The organism is Nocardia sp. NPDC004168, from assembly GCF_040610355.1.
GTDB lineage: Bacteria > Actinomycetota > Actinomycetes > Mycobacteriales > Mycobacteriaceae > Nocardia > Nocardia sichangensis.
The window spans coordinates 189,730-207,094 of record NZ_JBEXME010000002.1; the positions used below are offsets into that span (position 1 = coordinate 189,730).

The window sequence follows — 17,365 nt, forward strand, 5'->3', positions numbered from 1 at the left end:
TAGTTCGCGAAATTCCCACGGACCGATCGGTTTAGCCGGATGGGAAAGGGGGTAATGATCTTGTCGAGAGATTTCGTGTATTCGTAACCTATGCTTGGCGTGTTCTTCCTTCCGCATCACCCAGTCGGATTACTGGCGGTTAACTGATCGACTGAACGACTTCCCTACCGATATCGGACCCGCGATGCCGCGGCGCACGGCGAGATCGACGCGAGAGGTGGATGGAGCATGGCCGATCCGGAGATGACGATGTCGATTGCCCCGATGGTGGCCGAATTCGAGTTCGAGACCGTGAGTACCCCGCTGCGCCGGGCCGCGGGACGGCTGCGCGCGGTGCTGCCGCCCGGGTGGCGCGTCGAGATCGTCGACGCACCACCCCGGCGTTACGGCAACCGTGCTCCGCTGCTGCGTGTGGTCATGCCACCGGAGTGATCAGCCGGTCCAGCCGAGCGGCATGAGCAGCGACTTCTGCTCGCAGAACGAATCGAGACCCTCCGGGCCGTTCTCGCGGCCGAGTCCGGAGGCTTTGTAACCGCCGAACGGCGAACTCGGATCGAACGCGTACCAATTGATCGCGTAGGTGCCGGTGCGCACCCGCGCCGCGATCTCGGCGCCGTGTTCGATATCGGTCGTCCACACCGAGCCCGCGAGACCGTAGACCGAGTCGTTGGCGATGGCCACGGCCTCGTCCTCGGTCTCGTACGGGATGACCGAAAGCACCGGTCCGAAGATCTCCTCTTGGGCGATGGTCGACTTGTTGTCCACGTCGGCGAAGATCGTCGGCTCGACGAACCAGCCCCGGTCCAGCCCCTCCGGGCGACCGCCGCCGAGCACGAGTCGCGCTCCCTCGGCCTTGCCCTTGGCGATGTAGCCCTCGACCCGATCGCGCTGGCGTTCGGAGATCAGCGGACCCAGCTGCACGCTCGGGTCGTTCGGGTCGCCCACCTTCATCGTCTTCACGTGTTCGACCAGCGCGTCGAGAATCTCGTCGTACCGGCTGCGCGGGGCGAGGATGCGGGTCTGCGCGACACAGCCCTGCCCGCTGTTCATCAGGCCGGAGAACGCGAGCACCGGGATATTGGCCGCGACGTCCATATCGGGCAGCAGGATCGCCGCCGACTTGCCGCCGAGTTCGAGCGAGACGCTCTTGAGCTGACCGGTGGCGATGGCGCCGATCTTGCGGCCGACCGCGGTGCTTCCGGTGAAGGTCACCTTGTCCACGCCGGGGTGTGAGACGAGGTACTCGGCCGCGTCGGGCTCGGCGGGCAGCACCGAGAGCACGCCTTCGGGCAGGCCCGCCTCGGTGAAGATGTCGGCGACCAGGTTCGCCGTGAGCGGAGTCAGCGGGGCGGGCTTGAGCACGATGGTGCAACCGGCCAGCAGGGCGGGCGCGAGCTTGTTGACCGCGAGGAACAGAGGGACGTTCCACGCGGTCACCGCCGCGACGACACCGCGCGGCTCGCGGGTGACCCGAGTGGTGCCGAACCCGCCCACCCGGGTCTCCGACCACGGGAAGGACTCCGCCAGGGCCGCGTAGGCGTCCAGTGCGGCGACCGCGGGCAGCTGGTTCAGCGTCATCGCGATCATTTGCGGCGCGCCGACCTCGGCGGTCAGCGCGGCGAGCAGATCGGCGGAACGCTGTTCGATCAGCCGGGCGGCGCGGGTGAGTACCTCGGCTCGCTCCTTCGGGGGCGTGGCGGGCCACGGTCCGTGATCGAAGGCGTGCCTGGCCGCGGCGACCGCGGCGTCGACATCCGCCCGGCTCACCGCGGGGACGCTGCCCACCGGCTCGACCGTGGCCGGCGAGATGACCTGGATGCGCTCGGCGGTGGCTGGCGCGGTCCAGCGGCCGCCGATGAACAAGCTGTCGTAGTGCATGAGAACACGTTACAGTTTTGCCTCCGCATTGTCTGTAACCTGTTCCAGTTTTGCGGCGCGGCGACGCCCTGGCCAGTGTGAATCCCGACCTCTCGGTTCGCTTTTCGCAGAACGCACTATTGCGTTCTGTTGCTGGAAGGGGGATGCTGTATCGACATATCAGCTCGCTCCATTACCGAATCGTTACCGCAAACTGGGGAGTCCGAGTCATGGCGGTGCAAGTGATCGGCCGGTCGCTGATGACCAGTGATCAAACCGAGCATCAGGCTAAGAGTGTCGGCAGCGGCGGGTGGGTGGTCTCGTTCCTACCCGGACGCACCCTGACAATCGAGCAGGCGACGGCGGCTATGCAGGCCGCGGAGGCGGTCGCCGCCGTAGGGATGCTGGCCGACCTGGTCGGGCTCACCACGCTCGAGACCGTCGGGTTGGCGATGCGCGAATCGCCGTGGAGCGAGCCCGTGCACGCTCCCTGTGGGAAGCGGCACTGGCGTCGCGGATGGCTGGAGCCGTACTTCGGCTAACTTTTGGTTGCCACCACGACCAGATTGCTCACAAGTAACTCACGCACCATCGGCACCCGGATCAACCACCACGCCCAGCGGGGGTGGTAGCGCGGGAAGACCGTGTGCACCTCCGCCGGAGTACGTGCCGCCCAGCGCAATCCGTCAGCGGCCCGCACCGCGAACAGCGACGTGCCGAACCTGTTCTTGGGTTCGCGCCCGTGCTTGCGCCGATACCGCCGGGCGGCGTACTCGCCACCGAGGTAGTGCCACGGCCCGGTCTCGTGGCCGCCGAACGGGCCGTGCCACACCGTGTAGGAGAGCACCATCAGCCCGCCCGGCCTGGTCACCCGCACCATCTCGTCGGCCATCACCCACGGCTTCGAGACATGTTCGGCGACGTTCGACGAGAAACAGATGTCGATCGCGTCGTCGCGGAACGGCAGCGCCATCCCGGACCCGCGGACCGCGCCCGCCACGGAAAGGCCCGCGGCGTGCATCTCCGTCGGGTCGGGCTCCACCGGAATGTAGCGAGCCCCCGTACGGGCGAACTCGTCCGCGAAGTAGCCCGGACCGCCGCCGACGTCGAGTATCGTCGCCCCGTCCAGCGACCGGCCGGTGAGATCGGCGTAGAAGTCGGCGATCAGCGCCGCGCTGTCGGCGGCCAGACCTCCGTAGAACAGGGCCGGGTCGGTCTGCTCGAACCGGAAACTGCCGAGCAGTCGCAGCGACCGGCGCAGGGTCGCCCGGCGGGCGAACCGAGGCGAACTCCTGCGTGTCGGCGTCTTCGCGGCTTTGAGCACGGCGCCGAGTCTCGCACAACCCGGATGCCGGCCTGCTCGGGCGGGTGCTCGGGATAGGGTGTAGCGCGACGTCCGACATTCCCACCGGGACCTACTGACCGAGAGAAGCTCCACCGTGCGCGAAGTCCTCCTGCTCTGCTGGCGCGACACCGGGCACCCACAGGGCGGCGGCAGCGAGCGGTACCTCGAGCAGGTCGGCGCGCAGCTCGCGGCGCGCGGGGTTCGAGTCACCCTCCGTACCGCCCGCTATCCGGGGGCGCCGCGGCGCGAACACGTCGACGGCATCACCATCAGCAGGGCGGGCGGACGCTACACGGTGTACCCGCGAGCGCTGGCCGCGCTCCTCCTGGGCAGGATCGGTCTCGGCCCGTTGCGCGGCGTGCGGCCGGACGCGGTGATCGACACCCAGAACGGCATACCGTTCTTCGCCACCGCCGTCACCGCGGCCCCGTCGGTGGTGCTGGTGCACCACGGTCACCGGGAGCAGTGGCCGGTCGCGGGTCGGCTGGTCGGCCGCGTCGGCTGGTGGATCGAGTCGTGGCTGTCGCCCCGCGTGCACCGCCGCAATCAATACCTGACCGTTTCACTGCCGTCGGCGGAAGAGCTGGCCACCCTCGGTGTGGACCGCTCCCGAATCGCGGTGGTTCGCAACGGGGCCGAACCTGTTCCAGTGGACGCACCCACCGGCGCCGCGGAAACCCGCACTCCCACACCAACTGTCGTGGTGCTGTCCCGGCTGGTGCCGCACAAGCAGATCGAGGACGCGCTCGCGGCCGTGGCCCGGCTGCGCGACCGCATCCCGGGTCTGCGCCTCGACGTGATCGGCGGCGGCTGGTGGGCGGACAACTTGCGGGACAACGCCCGCGAACTCGGTATCGCCGACGCCGTCACCTTCCATGGGCACGTGGACGAGCGCCGCAAGCACGAACTCCTCGCGCGCGCCTGGGTGCATGTGCTGCCTTCCCGGAAGGAGGGGTGGGGGCTCGCGGTGATCGAGGCGGCACAGCACGGTGTTCCGACGGTCGGCTATCGCAGCTCGCGCGGGCTCACCGATTCCATTGTGGACGGCGCCACCGGAATCCTGGTCGACGACGTCGCCCAGTTGGCCGACGCCGTCGGCGACCTGCTGGACGATCCCGGCGCGCGCACGGTCATGGGGGAGAAGGCCCGCGCCCGCGCGCGCGAATTCTCTTGGGAGCAAACCGGAAACGGAGTCTACGAAGTATTGGCGGCGGCCGCCCGCGGCGAGCACACGAGCGGGTTGATCGCGCCGCGGACGGTGGACTGAAATCGTGCGTCAGTTCCGTGATCTCGAGCGGAATCGTGCGCCCAGAGCGGTAAGTGAGCTTGCGACGAGCACCGCGACCCAGAGCAAGTGGGCCGCGGCGGCGACGGAGCGTTGTGTGGTCGTCGAGGTACCGCGCTCGACGACACCGGGCACGCGATACAGCGCCAGGTCCGCGTCCTCGTAGACCTGTTCGACCTGGGCGAGAGTCGACGCCGATGCGCCGACCGGTCCAGGGGTGGTCCGTTCGACGAGGATCCAGCCAACGCCGAGGCGGGCGAGGTCCGCGGGCGCGCCGCCGTGGAGCAGCAGGTTCTCCACTTCTCGTGCGCGGGCGCCTTCACCGGAGACGGTGCGTCCGCGCACCGGGAGTTCGCCCGTCTGCAAGACGTCGTTGGGCAGCATGCGCGGGGCGGGGTCGAGCACGGGAGCCGCGCCGCTGTAGCGGAACTTGCGGAACATTCCGCCCGGCAGCACCGCGACGTCGCCCGGACCGTCCATCCTTGCGGCGACCTGCTGCCAGCCGGCGGGATAGTGCACGGGCCGGACGGCTCCACCGACGCCCCAGGCGAGGTCGTAGAGCGGCAACACCAGAAGCGCCACGAATACCGCTGTGACCGTTGCCGTCGTGGCCGGAGACGCCGTCGCGGGCCGGGCGGTCGTCGCGTCCGCGCGGGAAAGACGCCGAGCCGTCACCACGCACCCCGCCGCCGCGCACAACGCGAAAGCGGGCATGGCCAAGGCCGCGTACTTCTGGGTGTCGCGCAGTAGACCCGCGCCGGGAACGTGGGCGACCAGCCATTCCAGTGCGTGCATGCCCCACGCGGTCGCGCCGAGCGCGGGGAACAGGATCGCGATCACGGCGAGCAGCAGCAATGCCCGGCGGACGTGGCGGTTGTCGGGATCGGGGCCGCCGGTGGCGACGGAGCGCACGCCCAGCACGACTATCGCCAGCAGTACCAGCGTGCCGATCGCCGCCAGCGGTGTGGTGCGCGAGTCCGGTACCGCCTCGGCGTTCCAGATCCCGCCGAGACCGGCCAGGCTCCCGAGCGTGCCCAAACCGGGTTCGGCCCGCGCGGCGAAGGCCGCGATACCCGCGGGATCGGATGGCTCCGCGCCCGCGCCGGACAGCGCGGTCGCGGCCAGCCATGGCGCGGAGGCGGCCAGCCAGAGGACGAACGTCGCGGCGAGTTGACGTCGATGGACCAGGGCGAAAGCGGTCACGCCCGCCAGCAGCGCTCCGGTCGGAGTGAGTCCGGCCGCTGCGAGCGATCCGGCCAGGGCCGCCCAGGTGGTTGCCGTTCGGACGGTCGCGCGCGGCGCCGCTGTGACGCTGAGCCGATTCGGCCCGCCTTCGCCCGCCGTGCCGGTTGGTACGGAGTTGCGCGGATGTTCGGCTGAATCGGCCGGAGCGGTGTCGTCGGAACGATGGGAGGAGCCGGGCGCGGCTGGTTGCCAGTGGGGCTCGGCTGCCGCTACCCCGCCGGGGTGTCCGGGTGAGTGGCGCGTAGCCAGTGGTGGTTCGGCTCGGCCGGTCGACCCGGTGTGCTCACGGGCCTCGGTCGGTGCGACTCCGCTCGCACGATCGGACACGTGGTGCGTAGTCGCCGGCGCTTCCCCTGGGACAGCTGTTTCGGAACGCGGGCCGTTACCGGTGATGTCAGCAGGCGCTTCGCTGGGGTGCTCGATTGTGTCCGGGGTGCCCAGCGGTTCGCCGTGCGGGGTGGACTCGGTGGTGTCGGCCGAGGCGGGTGTGTTCGAAGGGATCCGTCGGCGTCGCTTCGCAGTGGCCGTACCTCGAAGGCGGTAAGCGGCCAGCGCTGTCCACGGCAACGCCGCATAGCCCGCGAGCAGGCTCCAGTGTCCCTGGAGCAGCCGCTCGGCCACGTACGGATTCCACAACGCGACCGTCGCGGCGACCAGTTGCGGGCCGAGCGACGCGCGCAGCAATTCACGCGCGAGCGTCGCCGCTCCGTACGCCGCGGCCCACAGTGCGACGAGCAGAATCGCCTTGACCACCAGCCCGCCGTCCGCGAACGACGTCAGCGCCGCGAGCAGAGCGTCCTGTGGCACCGCCCGTGGCGCGGCGTCGCCGAGGCCGAGCGCCGCGTCGGTCGGATAGTTGCGCGGCGTGCTCACCGCGTCTCGCAACAACAGATACCCCGGCGCGAGCAACGGCCCGGCGACGAGCAGCGCACCGGCCGCGCTGTATGCCGCGACCACCGCTCGAGTCCGACTGCTCCCGCTCACGCCTGAGCACTGTACGTCCCGGCCACCACCGCCGCCGATCCAGCGGCGTCGGCGCGGAAATGTCACGGCTGAATCCGGGGGGACCGCGGGGGTGCTGTGTACCAGCGCCGTCGCAGCCGGCCGTACTCCGGTATCAGCTGGCGGGCGCACCGTCTGATCTGGGGTGATGTGCTGCCGCGAGGATGACGAGGACCAGGGTGGGTGCTGTGTGGTCGCGAGTCTGTCGAGGCCGAAAACTGTCGGGACGCCGGCGAGCGCATTGCCTGTCCCATGGTCCGGCGGGGCGCGACGGGCGGTGGTCCGTGCGAGTGGGACGATGGGCGGCGTGTCTGCTGTCCGTCGGTTTCCTGTGGTGGCGGATCTGACGTGGGTGACGGCCGGTGCGATGACCGCGAACGTCGCCGGGTATCTGCTACAACTGCTGGCCGGGCGGTGGCTGGGCGTCACCGGGTACAGCGAGTTCGCGAGTCTGCTCGCCGTCCAGCTGCTGTGCGCGGTGCCCGCGCTGGCGTTGCAGAACGTGGTGGCCAGGGAACTCGTTCGCGGCGCGGGAACGGCGGCGCTGCGCGGGCTGCAGTGGCGCTGCGCGGTGATCGTCGCCCTGGTGGCCGCGGTGCTGGTGCCGCTGGTCGCCGTCACGTTGCACGCCGGAGTGGCCGCCACCGCGGCGGCACTGGGTGCGGCGCCCGCGCTGGTGCTGTTGTCCGGCGAGCAGGGCGTGCTGCAGGGCAGCAAGCGGTTTCGAGCGCTGGGAGTCGTGCTCGGCGCCGCCGGGGTCGCCCGGGTCGCGCCCGCGCTGATAATTCTCGCGCTGGGCGGCGGCGCGACGATCGCGCTGTGGGCCGCCGCATGCGGCATCGCGACGGCGGCAGTGCTGGCCAGGATCGTCGCAGGTGCGCCGTCCGAGCGCGCCCGAAACGAACCCGGCGAGGTCTCCGCGCCCGGAGTGCTGCCGGTCCTGCGGGCCGCCCAAGTGCAGGCGGCGATGATGGCTCTCTCGTCGGCGGACCTGATCGTGGTCCGGATCGTGCTCGACGACGTGGACGCCAGCCGTTACGCCCTTGGCACCATCGCCACGAAGATCGCCTTCTGGCTGCCGCAGGCGGTCGGTGTCGTGCTCTATCCGCGAATGGCGCAGCCGACGCACTCGGCGAGCGCGATCCGGGCCGCGCTGGCGGTGCTCAGCGGCATCGGTCTCGTCGCCGTGCTCGGGGCCGCGCTGGCCGCGCCGCTCGCCCCGCTGCTCGCGGGCGAGGACTATGCCCCGATCCAGGGCCTGCTGTGGTTGTTCGCGTTGCACGGCGCGCTGCTGGCCGTGCTGCAAGGCGCGGTGCTCTCGGCCATCGCCGTCGACCGCACTTCCCTCGCACTGGTCACCTGGCTGGGCCTGGTCGTCGAAGTCACCCTGATGCTGTCGCTGGCCCGCTCGATTCCGGCGCTGATCACCACGGCGGTATCGGTCGCGGCCACCACCACCGTCGTGGTCGCCGTCATGGTCCTGCGCGCGGCCGACCACACGGCGCGCCCCGAACCGCTGCGCCCGGTCGGCTGACCGAAACGAATTCGGCTCCCCCGCCGGAGGGCGGGGGAGCCGAATTCAGGAACGCTCAGCCGGTCAGGGCTGCTTATCGATCCGAATCTGTTCGGTCGGTGCGTCGTCGGCGCCGCGGTTGACGCGCGGGGCCGGGCTGGTCGGAGCCGAACCGCCCGGACGCTGGAACGGGGCCCCGCCCGCCCGCGCGGGCGTCGGAGCCGAGCCGCCGCGAATGCCGAGAACCACACCGACGATCAGCGCGATCACACCGAGGACGCCCAGGATGATCGGCAGGATCCGGCCGTACAGCGACAGCTTGTCGATGTTCTCCTTGGCCACCGACAGCTGCGACTCGATCGTGTTCTCGTCGAACACCAGGTGCGACTTCAGCGCGGTGACCTCCGGCTTGTCCGCGGTGCGCGAGTAGTAGAGGTGCAGCGCCTCGCCGCCCTTGACGACCGTGCCGGTCTGCGGCTCCACCCACAGGTCACGGGTGTTGGTGTAGTAGCGGGTCATGGTCACCGGGGCATCGCCGCCCTCGACGCCCCACTTGGCGGCGGGCAGGCTCAGCCGGTTGGTCGGCGCCTGCACGACGTCCCAGAGGCTGGTGGCGGGCACCGACATCTGGAAGTGGTAGACCTTCGTGTTGTTGATCTCGGTCTCTTCGATGAAGTTCGCGTCGAAGGTCTTGCGAACGTTGAGATCGAAGTACGGGTAGGTCTTCTTCTCGGTGCCGATCGGGAATCGGTACTGCAGACCGGTGTGCTGCACCGGCTCCGCGATGCTCTGGCCCTCCAGGTTCGCGGTCACCGCGATCGAACCGTTCGGCTGGGTGCTGACGGGCTCACCGGTCACCCGGTCGATGGTCACCCGGTCGACGGTCGCGGTGAGCAGGCCGGTGTCGCCCTGCTTGTCGATGCGCCGCAGCGTCTGGCCCGCCTGCACCGTCATCTGGTGGGCGTCGGCCGGGTCCTCGACGGTGAGGAAGCGCTGCGAGACCAGCGGGACGTTGGTGTCGACCTTCGCCGAGCCTTCCGGAGCGGTCAGCGACTTGGAGTCGAGTACCAGGCTGTCCTCATTCTGCTGGTTCGTCGCGATAGTGGTGATCTCCAAGTCGAGGGGAGTTTTCGCCAGTTTGTCGACGGTGTAGGTCGGGATCATGATTGCGGCGACGATCAGCAACGCGCCGAGACCCACGAGCAGGCAGGCCACCGTCCTTCTGGTACCGGCACTCAGTGCCATGCAAACTCTCCTCGTCGTAGAACACAGGTCGCTCCGGCGAGTACTGCGGGCACGCCGCGGCACTCGTGAGCCCCGACACTAACAGTCCGATGTCGTACCATGCGGCGTCGAGGCCGGAAACGGCCGAGAAATCGCCCGAGTCTAGCGCGAAATCTGAAACGTCGGGTTATCAACTGTGGACCCGCCGAGGCAGACTGGAGCCCGATGACCGCAACCCTGCCCAGCACCGCGCCCGCGACCGAACGGGTGCGCCCCCGCGCGTTCGTGCCTGCCTTGGAAGGCATGCGCGGTATGGCCGCGCTCGGTGTGCTGCTGACCCATGTCGCCTTCCAGACCGGCGCAGCGGGCACGCCGGTCGTCGGACGGGTGTGGGGCCGGTTCGACATGGCGGTGGCGGTGTTCTTCGCACTGTCCGGCTTCCTGCTCTGGCGTCCGCACGCGGCGGCGGCGCGCGGGCTCGACACCGCTCCGCCCGTGGGCTACTACCTGCGGCATCGTGCCGCCCGCATCCTGCCCGCGTACTGGGTGGTGGTGTGCGCGGTCCTGGTGCTGCTGCCAAGCGCCGCCGGAACCGCGGGCCTTCGGGTCTGGGTGTCGAACCTGGCGCTGTTGCAGGTATTCGTGCCGCTGACGCTCACCGACGGCCTCACGCAGATGTGGAGCCTCTCGGTGGAGGTGGCCTTCTATCTGGTGCTGCCGTTGCTGGCGTTCGCGCTGGTGCGCCTGCGCGGACCGGCGGCGCGGTGGCGGGTGCCGGTGCTGGTCGCCGTCGCCCTCATCAGTCTCGGCTGGAATTTCATTCCGGTCCCGACACCCGACGCGATCCACGCGGACAACTGGCTGCCCGGATATCTGCCCTGGTTCGCCGCGGGCATGCTCCTCGCGGAGCTCGCCGAACATAGCGTTCGGCTATCACGCTGGTGGAAATTCGGCGGGAATCAGCCCCTGATGTGGGCCGTCGCGGCGGTGGCCTTCCTGCTCGCGGCTACCGATCTGGCCGGTCCGGCGGGTCTGACCCGGGCCGAACCATGGCAGTACGCGGTGAAGATGGGGCTGGGCGCGATCATCGGCTTCGCGCTGCTCGCGCCGCTGGTGCTGCGGGACCCGGACGCGCGCGGGCATCGCTGGCTGGAGTCGCCGGTGGCCGCGACGCTCGGACGCTGGTCCTACGGCATCTTCATCTGGCACCTCGCGGTGCTGTCGATCGTCTTCCCGGTGTTCGGCATCCTGCCCTTCCAGGGCGACTTCGGTTACGTCCTTGTTCTCACGGTCGCCATCACCCTTCCGGTCGCCGCGGCCAGCTATGCGCTGGTGGAGGAGCCGGTGCGGCGCTGGGCTCGCCGCCGGGACCGGGTGCGACGGAGCTCCGAACCCGAGCCCGCGCCCTGATCGGCGGGTCCCGCTCGAAGTCAGCCGTCGAGTTGCCGGTGGATGTCCATCAGGTGGTGGCGCAGCTCGTGCAGGGTGTGCACCGCCAGCCAGCGCAGGGAGCGATCCGCGGGTTCGGGGTAGGGGAAGCCGAGGGTGCGTTCCCAATCGTCGTCGCCCAGTCGCTCCAGCACGTTGGCGAACAGCAGGGCGGCGTCACGGATCTGGCGGGCCACGTCGGCGGGATTCTGCTGGGCGTAGCCGTCGTGCTCGACTCGTTCGTCCCGGCCCATCGCGGTGATGGGCGGGTTGTCCGAACGGCGAGCGGCCAGCACGCGTTCGCGCTGGGCCAGCAGCACATCCCGGACATGGCAGGCGTACTCCAGCGGCGACCACACATCGGGCTTGCCGCGCTCGCGCAACTTGACGCTGTCGGCGCCGAGCAGGTCGGCGTATTCCACGGCGTGCTCCCGCGCCAGCGACGGCACGTCGGCCGCCGAAGCCAAGTCGTAGACGAAACCGCATTCGGCACAGGTGTTCACGCGTGGTCACGTTAGCAACGGGTGCCGTTGCGGCGCACGGCGAATGGGGTCTTGTCCAGCGGCGCTGCCGCGCTTCGCGCGGGCCGAGGTCGCCGGCCGGCGCGCGGGCCGCGGGTCAGTGCTCTCCGGTCGGCGGATCGGTTTCGTCCGGCCGGACCGCGCCGGGCCGATCGGCGTGTTTCGGCCGAGGCAGCGCCGCGATGCCCACCGCGATGATCGCGAGCACTGCGGGCAGCTGCACCAGCACGGAGCCGCCCATATAACGGTCGGGCGAACGCCACGGGCCCGTGGACAGCGCGGCAGCGGACAGCATGGTGCCCATGCCCGCGACGACGACGAGCGCGCGCGGTGTGACAAATCGCGTGAAACGCGTTGCGGCCAAGGCGATCACCGTGGCGGCACCACCCACCGGACCTGCGATCACGGTGGCCGCGCCGGTGAGCCCGATCGCGCCCATCCAGCGACGGCCCCAGGTGCCGGGCACTTCGGTGCTCGAATTCGCCTGGTCGGTAGGCATACCCGCGGCAGGCCGCGCGCGGCGGGGAACGGCCAGCACCGCGAGCGGAAGGAGCAGCAGCAATCCGCCGAAGATGGCAAGGCGATACCACCGGTCGACCGGGAAGGTGATCGTCACCGGGCCGGTGGCATCGGCAGGCAGCAGCCAGGCTTGCTGCCAGCCGTCGACCACCACGGGTTCGAGCACGCGCCCGTCCGCGCTGGTCGCGCGCCATCCGACATTGGTGCTCAGCGGCAGCACGAGCAGGCGGTCGCCCGCGTTCGTCGGCGGTGCGGCGGCGGCTTCCGCCCCGGTTCGGTTCAGGCGCAGGCGATCCACGAAGAAGAGGTCGGTCGGACCGACCGCCACGTCGGCCCGGCCTTGCGGCAGCGTGAGTTCCGGTGTGTCCGCTTCGTCCGTACACACCCGGGCGGGAACCGGCGCCCCGGACCGCAATTCGCCGACGGTGGCGGTGACCGTGGTGCGCAGCGTCCGGCCGCCCGTGTCGATCGTCGGGCCGAGTGCGCACGGGACGGTGATCTCGCGGTCCAGCGCGGCGGCCTCCGGGTAGTCCGGTCCGATGACCGTCACCTCGGCCAGTCCGGGCGGCTGGGTCTGGACGAAACCCAGCGCGGTCTTGTCCAGCACCGGCTGCCAGGTCCGCATGCTCAACTCGATGCGGTCGGTCACCGTGGGATGCAGGGAGATCCGCGTCGGCGCGCCCCGGCCGTCGTCGTCCAGCTCGCGCACCTGCGGGCCGTCGCCGAGGTTGACCGTCACCGAGGTGGGCGCGGCGGGCAGACCGCCGAGCGAGGGAGTCAGTTCGAGGCCGGTCACCAGCGTGGGCTCGGGCAACTCGAGGGTGAGCGTCGGCCTGCCTGCGGTCGGCTCGCGGACCGAGTCCTCCGGTGCGGTCCAGCTCGTGCGCGGATCGCCGTCGGTCGCGGCGAATGCGGCCCCGCGCAGGTCGCCGACGTCGGCCTTGCCCCGGGCCACCGGCCTGGCGTGGTCGGTGAGCAGCGCCTCCAGTGCCGGACCTTGCCGGGTTCGGACGGTCAGTTCCGGGGCGACCGACATCGGTTCCGGGACGGTCAGCGTGCGCTGAAACGCCCCCGGTTCCTCCGGGGCCAAGGCGAGACCTTTACTGCAACGCACCCGGTCGGGCGCGTCGAAACAGGCGCTGCGGCCGGGGAATTCCTGACCGAGATCCCATTCCCGCACCGGTGCGCCCGCGGGAGCCGACGGCACCACGGTGCGATGCCTGATGTCGACGCGGACGGGCGCGTTGCGCGTCGAGTAATCGTCCAGCGTGAGTTCGCTGATCCCGAATTGCCCTCCCGAGGAACCGTTCTCGGTGCGAATCGCGGTGATCTTCAGCCACTCGGTGCGGCCTGCGGGGAGCGAAACCGAGACCGGCGCGCCGGGTTCGGGCACCCGCACCGAAACGGTGCCGTTCGCGGTGCGCACCTCGATCCATTTGACCGGGTCGCCGATGGCGGCCGAACTGGTGGTCAGGTTCAGTTGCCCGGCCTTGATCGGGTGGTCGAGATCGAGCCGGAGCCATTGGCCGAGGGCGGGCTCGGTGCCGTTGCTGATCCATGCGGTGGACGGATCGCCGTCGACGACGGCCGCGGTGGAACTTCCCGGGGCCGCGCCGCCGAGCTGGGTGGCGTCGGCGGCCGAGCTCGACGCGGTGACAGTGGCGCCCGACCACGCGCCGCGCACCAATTCGGTGCCTGGCACCGGATAGTCGGGGACCAGGTTGAAGGTGCGGCGCGCGTCGTCGGGTGCGCGCAACGCGGAGTTGTGGTTGTCCACCCGGCCGAAATCGGCTTCGCGATCCATCGGCGTATCCGTGACCGTCACCGGGCCGAGCGGCAACCCGGCCTCGGTCGCGTCGGCGGCGAGCAAGGCGGGTGTCCGGGCGAGGCCGGGATCGCGGCGCATCCGCTCGAGCACTTCGGGGCCGCCCTGGATGACCGGGACGTCTCCGAGCGGGACGGTGTACGCGCCGGGGAAAGCCTCGGGCGCGCCGGTGCCGCTACGCACTTCCGCGGGTGTCCCGTGGCCCGGCGCGTCCACCCGGTAGATCTCGATCGCCGGGTACGGCGGGCGCAGGTCACCGTCGGCCACCAGGTCGTCGGCGATCACCACCGATTCGATGGGGTTGCCGAACTCGGCCACCTTGTGCAGCCCGGGCGACCCGTCGAGCGCCTGATGGGCCAGCATCGGCCGGGTCGAGCGGGAGGTCTCCGGATCGAGGTCGTTGCGCAGGACGACGACGCCGATCCCTTGGGCGCTCAGCGTCGCGGCCAGTCCGGCCGATGGCCTGCCGTCGGCGATGAGCCGCTGCACCGAATCCATCGCGCGGATGGTGCCGGGCGGGTTCAGCGGCACCGCGTCGCGGATCGCCCACGGCGTTCGGGCCAGCGCTTGCAGTGGTTCGTCGCGCGTGAGTCCCCAGACCTGACTGCCGAAGGGCGCGCCGGGCACCACCAGGGCGCGCGTATCGGCGGCGTTGTGCTCGAGCCAGTCCGCGGTCTGCTGCCAGTACGCGGGTACCCGGTCGTAGGCGCCGCGCGGGGCGAGTTTGCCGGTCCAGGCCAGCGAGGTGGACAGGGCCAGCGCGGTGAGGATCAGCGCCGCGATCGCGACCGCGCGGTCCCGCTCCGGGTGCGCGAAAGCGCTCCGCCAAGACTTCAGCGGTACCGAGGCGGGCAGCGGAACCCGGGCGAGCAGCTGCGCCAGCCCCAGCACGAGCGGGATGCGGATCAACGGCTCCAGCTTGTGCACGTTGCGCAGCGGGGCGCCGCCGGAGTCCAGGAAGACGCGCACCGACTCCGCGAACGGTCCGCTCAGTTCACCGACGAACCCGGCGCTGATGCCGACCAGCCCGACACACAGGATCAGGACGAGCCTGCCGCGATACGGCATGGACCGCAGGGCCAGCCCCGCCATGCCCGCCGCCGCGACCAGCCCGGTGGCCAGCACCGCCGCAGGCTGGGTGACCAGCACCGCGCCCGCGATGCGTTCCGGCGAGACGAACGGCGTCCAGCTGTCGGTGCCGCGCAGCACCTCGCCGAGCGAGGCCCACTGCGTGGTCACGCCCGAGGACTCGATGTAGTCCAGGAACGGCGGACTCACCTTGCCGAGCAGCAGCAACGGCACCGCCCACCAGAAGGTGGCCAGCACCAGCAGCGGGATCCAGGCGGCGGTGAAGCGCCACCAACGCTGGTTGTAGCGAGAGAAGCCCGCTCGGGCGCCGTCGGACGCAGTCCGTCCACGGCCGGTCACAGGCGAAGCAGCCGCCCACCACAGCAGCGCAGGCAAAAAGGCGGCCACGGTCGCGACCGCGTTGACCGAGCCCATCAGAGCCAGCGCCAGCGCACTGCCCGCGGCGGACTCGGCCCCGCCCCGCCGCCGCTCGCGCCCGGCGACGCCGAGCGCGGCGGGCGCGAGCAGCACCCACGGCGCCAGCATCATCGGCAGCGTCTCCGAGGAGATCGACCCGACGGTGGTCAGCACTCGCGGCGACAACGCGAAGGCGAGCGCGGCGACGACGCGTGAGCCGCGCGTGCCGATGCCGAGCGCCTCGCACAGGCGCACGATCCCCCAGAATCCGGCGAGCAGCAGCAGCGCCCACCAGATCCGCTGCGTCACCCAGGCGGGCGCGCCCAGCAGATGGCCGAGCGAGAAGAACGCGCCGTGCGGGAAGAAGTAGCCATAGGCCTGGTTCTGCACCTGACCCATCGGCGCCTGGCTGCTCCACAGATGGCTCGCGCGTTCCAGGAAGCCGAGCGGATTCTGCGCCAGGTCGTATTTCGTGTCGGCGACCGTGAGGCCGGGAGCCTGCACGAAGGTCAGCAGGAACGCCACGACGACGGTCGCGGCGAACCAACGTCTGCCCAGCGGCGCGGTGCTGTGCTGCCCCGGCGCCCCGGACGATCCGAGCGAGTCGGCGGGTGAAGCGGAGGTCAGCGGGTCAGCGGCTGCCGTACTCAACGTTGTTCAGCAGCGAGGAGTCCTTGTCTCCGCTGCGATCGATCTCCGGCCGCGAGTTCTGCTGGACCGCCATGGTGATGAGGAAGACGCTGAGCACGCCCAGCACGGCGCCCGCGACGGCACTCGCAACACCCGGGACAGCAAACTTCATCGCGGTACTCCAATACGTCGATGCAGGCACGTTCCCGGCCAACCTAGCAGGGCGTCCGGTATTTGTATGCGTTCAGGCCGCCGAATCTCCGCTGAACGCGCCCCGGCCGACGCTGGAGCGCCCGACGGACTGCCCGGAAAGCGGCCGCGTCAGCGGGCGGGGAGAGCGCAGTGCAGCGCGCCGAGCAGGGTGCGCAGTTTCGCGGTGGTCTCGTCGAGTTCCGCCTGCGGGTCGGAGGCCGCGACGATGCCGCCGCCCGCGTACGCCCGCACCGCGCGACCGTCGGCCGAGAGTTCCGCGCAGCGGATCGCGACCACCCAGACGCCGTCGCCGTCGGCGTCGCACCAGCCGACGGCGCCGCCGTAGAAGCCGCGGTCGTCCTCGAGGTGCGTGATGGTGTCCAGCGCCAGGCCGGTGGGGGTGCCGCAGACCGCGGGCGTTGGGTGCAGCAGCAGCGCCAGGTCCAATGCCGTGATCGTGCTGTCGCGCAGCCGCCCGGTGACGGGTGTCGCCAGATGCCACACCTCATGGGTGCTGATCAGTTCCGGGCTCTCCGGAATCGACAGCTCGGCGCAGACCGGCGCGAGCCGCTCGCGGATCCAGTCGATCACGAAGGCGTGCTCGTCCCGATTCTTGGTGCTCGCCAGCAGTTCCCCGGCCTGAGCGGCGTCGGCTTCCGGATCGGCTCGCCGTGGCGCGGTGCCCGCCAGTGGGCGCAGCGTCACCGTGTCGCCCTGCCGGGCGATCAGCACTTCGGGCGTCGCGCCGACCAGCGTCGCACCGGGGCGTCCGGCGGGGGTGAGATCGACCGCGAAGACGTTCGCGTGCGGATGCCGGGTCAGCAGGTGTCCCGCGACGACTTCCGGGTCGAGCGCGGACTGCGCCTCGGCCAGCACCGACCGCGCCGCGACCACCTTGCGCAGCGGTTGTGCGGGATCGTTGAGCTGCTCGACCAACTTGGTCACCCGCGCCACATGCTCGGCCGGGCTCGGGACCTCGGTCACCACGCGCACCGGCGGCAGCTCGGGCAACGCGGCGGGCCGCCATGGACCAGCGGTGTGCACGGCGCGCTCCGGCACGCTCAGCGCGGCAGGCTCCCGTGGATCGAAGGGCAGCGCGCCGACGACCAGCCGCGCACTGCCGTCCAGCAGCGCCGCCCGCGCTCGTCGCGCGTCGTCGAAGCAGACCCGGGTCCCGTGACCACGAACAACCCCGTCGGCCCGGGCAAGCAGGAACCCATCCATGCCCCCAACCTAGTGGGTGCGGTCGGACGTGGTCCGTCCTCAGCCCGCGCATGGCCGGAGCGAAGGCGGA

The 17,365-nt window shown here is 70.7% G+C and carries 13 protein-coding genes; 5 read left to right on the forward strand and 8 right to left on the reverse strand.

All coding sequences use genetic code 11. The annotated features are described in order from the left end of the window. Positions 1 to 228: 228 nt before the first annotated feature. A complete protein-coding gene (locus ABZW96_RS04630; protein WP_355071344.1) occupies positions 229 to 432 on the forward strand; it encodes a hypothetical protein in 204 nt (67 codons plus the stop codon). On the opposite strand, the gene ABZW96_RS04635 is transcribed toward ABZW96_RS04630, so the two are convergent. After that, positions 433 to 1,878: an aldehyde dehydrogenase gene (locus tag ABZW96_RS04635; RefSeq protein ID WP_355071346.1), complete on the reverse strand. Its 1,446-nt coding sequence runs from the start codon at positions 1,876 to 1,878 to the stop codon at positions 433 to 435. Between the two features lie 209 nt (positions 1,879 to 2,087). Between ABZW96_RS04635 and ABZW96_RS04640 the strand changes: the two genes are divergently transcribed. Beyond that, positions 2,088 to 2,399: a hypothetical protein gene (locus ABZW96_RS04640; RefSeq protein ID WP_355071348.1), complete on the forward strand. Its 312-nt coding sequence runs from the start codon at positions 2,088 to 2,090 to the stop codon at positions 2,397 to 2,399. Here ABZW96_RS04640 and ABZW96_RS04645 read toward each other — a convergent pair. Beyond that, the gene (locus tag ABZW96_RS04645; RefSeq protein ID WP_355071349.1) at positions 2,396 to 3,181 is read right to left on the reverse strand and encodes a class I SAM-dependent methyltransferase; all 786 of its coding nucleotides are present in this window, start codon (positions 3,179 to 3,181) and stop codon (positions 2,396 to 2,398) included. The genes ABZW96_RS04640 and ABZW96_RS04645 overlap by 4 nt on opposite strands. Positions 3,182 to 3,296: 115 nt before the next feature. On the opposite strand from ABZW96_RS04645, the gene ABZW96_RS04650 reads away from it, so the two are divergent. Next, a complete protein-coding gene (locus ABZW96_RS04650) occupies positions 3,297 to 4,469 on the forward strand; it encodes a glycosyltransferase family 4 protein (RefSeq protein WP_355071351.1) in 1,173 nt (390 codons plus the stop codon). A gap of 9 nt (positions 4,470 to 4,478) precedes the next feature. Here the strand turns inward: ABZW96_RS04650 and ABZW96_RS04655 are convergent, their stop codons facing one another. Next, complete coding sequence (locus ABZW96_RS04655) at positions 4,479 to 6,716, reverse strand: hypothetical protein (RefSeq protein WP_355071353.1); 2,238 nt, start codon at positions 6,714 to 6,716, stop codon at positions 4,479 to 4,481. A gap of 316 nt (positions 6,717 to 7,032) precedes the next feature. On the opposite strand from ABZW96_RS04655, the gene ABZW96_RS04660 reads away from it, so the two are divergent. Further along, positions 7,033 to 8,268 carry a polysaccharide biosynthesis protein gene (locus ABZW96_RS04660; protein ID WP_355071355.1) on the forward strand — a complete coding sequence of 412 codons (1,236 nt, stop codon included), beginning with the start codon at positions 7,033 to 7,035 and terminating at the stop codon, positions 8,266 to 8,268. 63 nt (positions 8,269 to 8,331) lie between these two features. On the opposite strand, the gene ABZW96_RS04665 is transcribed toward ABZW96_RS04660, so the two are convergent. Then, positions 8,332 to 9,492: a DUF3068 domain-containing protein gene (locus tag ABZW96_RS04665; protein ID WP_355071356.1), complete on the reverse strand. Its 1,161-nt coding sequence runs from the start codon at positions 9,490 to 9,492 to the stop codon at positions 8,332 to 8,334. A gap of 204 nt (positions 9,493 to 9,696) precedes the next feature. On the opposite strand from ABZW96_RS04665, the gene ABZW96_RS04670 reads away from it, so the two are divergent. Continuing rightward, entirely contained in the window at positions 9,697 to 10,881 is a 1,185-nt protein-coding gene (locus ABZW96_RS04670) for an acyltransferase (RefSeq protein WP_355071358.1), read from the forward strand. Positions 10,882 to 10,901: 20 nt separating this feature from the next. Here the strand turns inward: ABZW96_RS04670 and ABZW96_RS04675 are convergent, their stop codons facing one another. The 4 genes from ABZW96_RS04675 to ABZW96_RS04690 all read right to left on the reverse strand — a co-directional run bounded on the left by ABZW96_RS04675 (position 10,902) and on the right by ABZW96_RS04690 (position 17,295). Then, the gene (locus ABZW96_RS04675; RefSeq protein WP_355072093.1) at positions 10,902 to 11,348 is read right to left on the reverse strand and encodes a DinB family protein; all 447 of its coding nucleotides are present in this window, start codon (positions 11,346 to 11,348) and stop codon (positions 10,902 to 10,904) included. 169 nt (positions 11,349 to 11,517) lie between these two features. Continuing rightward, complete coding sequence (locus ABZW96_RS04680; protein WP_355072095.1) at positions 11,518 to 15,807, reverse strand: alpha-(1->3)-arabinofuranosyltransferase; 4,290 nt, start codon at positions 15,805 to 15,807, stop codon at positions 11,518 to 11,520. 73 nt (positions 15,808 to 15,880) lie between these two features. Beyond that, positions 15,881 to 16,051: a DUF2613 domain-containing protein gene (locus ABZW96_RS04685; protein ID WP_083880942.1), complete on the reverse strand. Its 171-nt coding sequence runs from the start codon at positions 16,049 to 16,051 to the stop codon at positions 15,881 to 15,883. A gap of 149 nt (positions 16,052 to 16,200) precedes the next feature. Continuing rightward, complete coding sequence (locus tag ABZW96_RS04690) at positions 16,201 to 17,295, reverse strand: isochorismate synthase (RefSeq protein WP_355071360.1); 1,095 nt, start codon at positions 17,293 to 17,295, stop codon at positions 16,201 to 16,203. Positions 17,296 to 17,365: the final 70 nt, after the last annotated feature.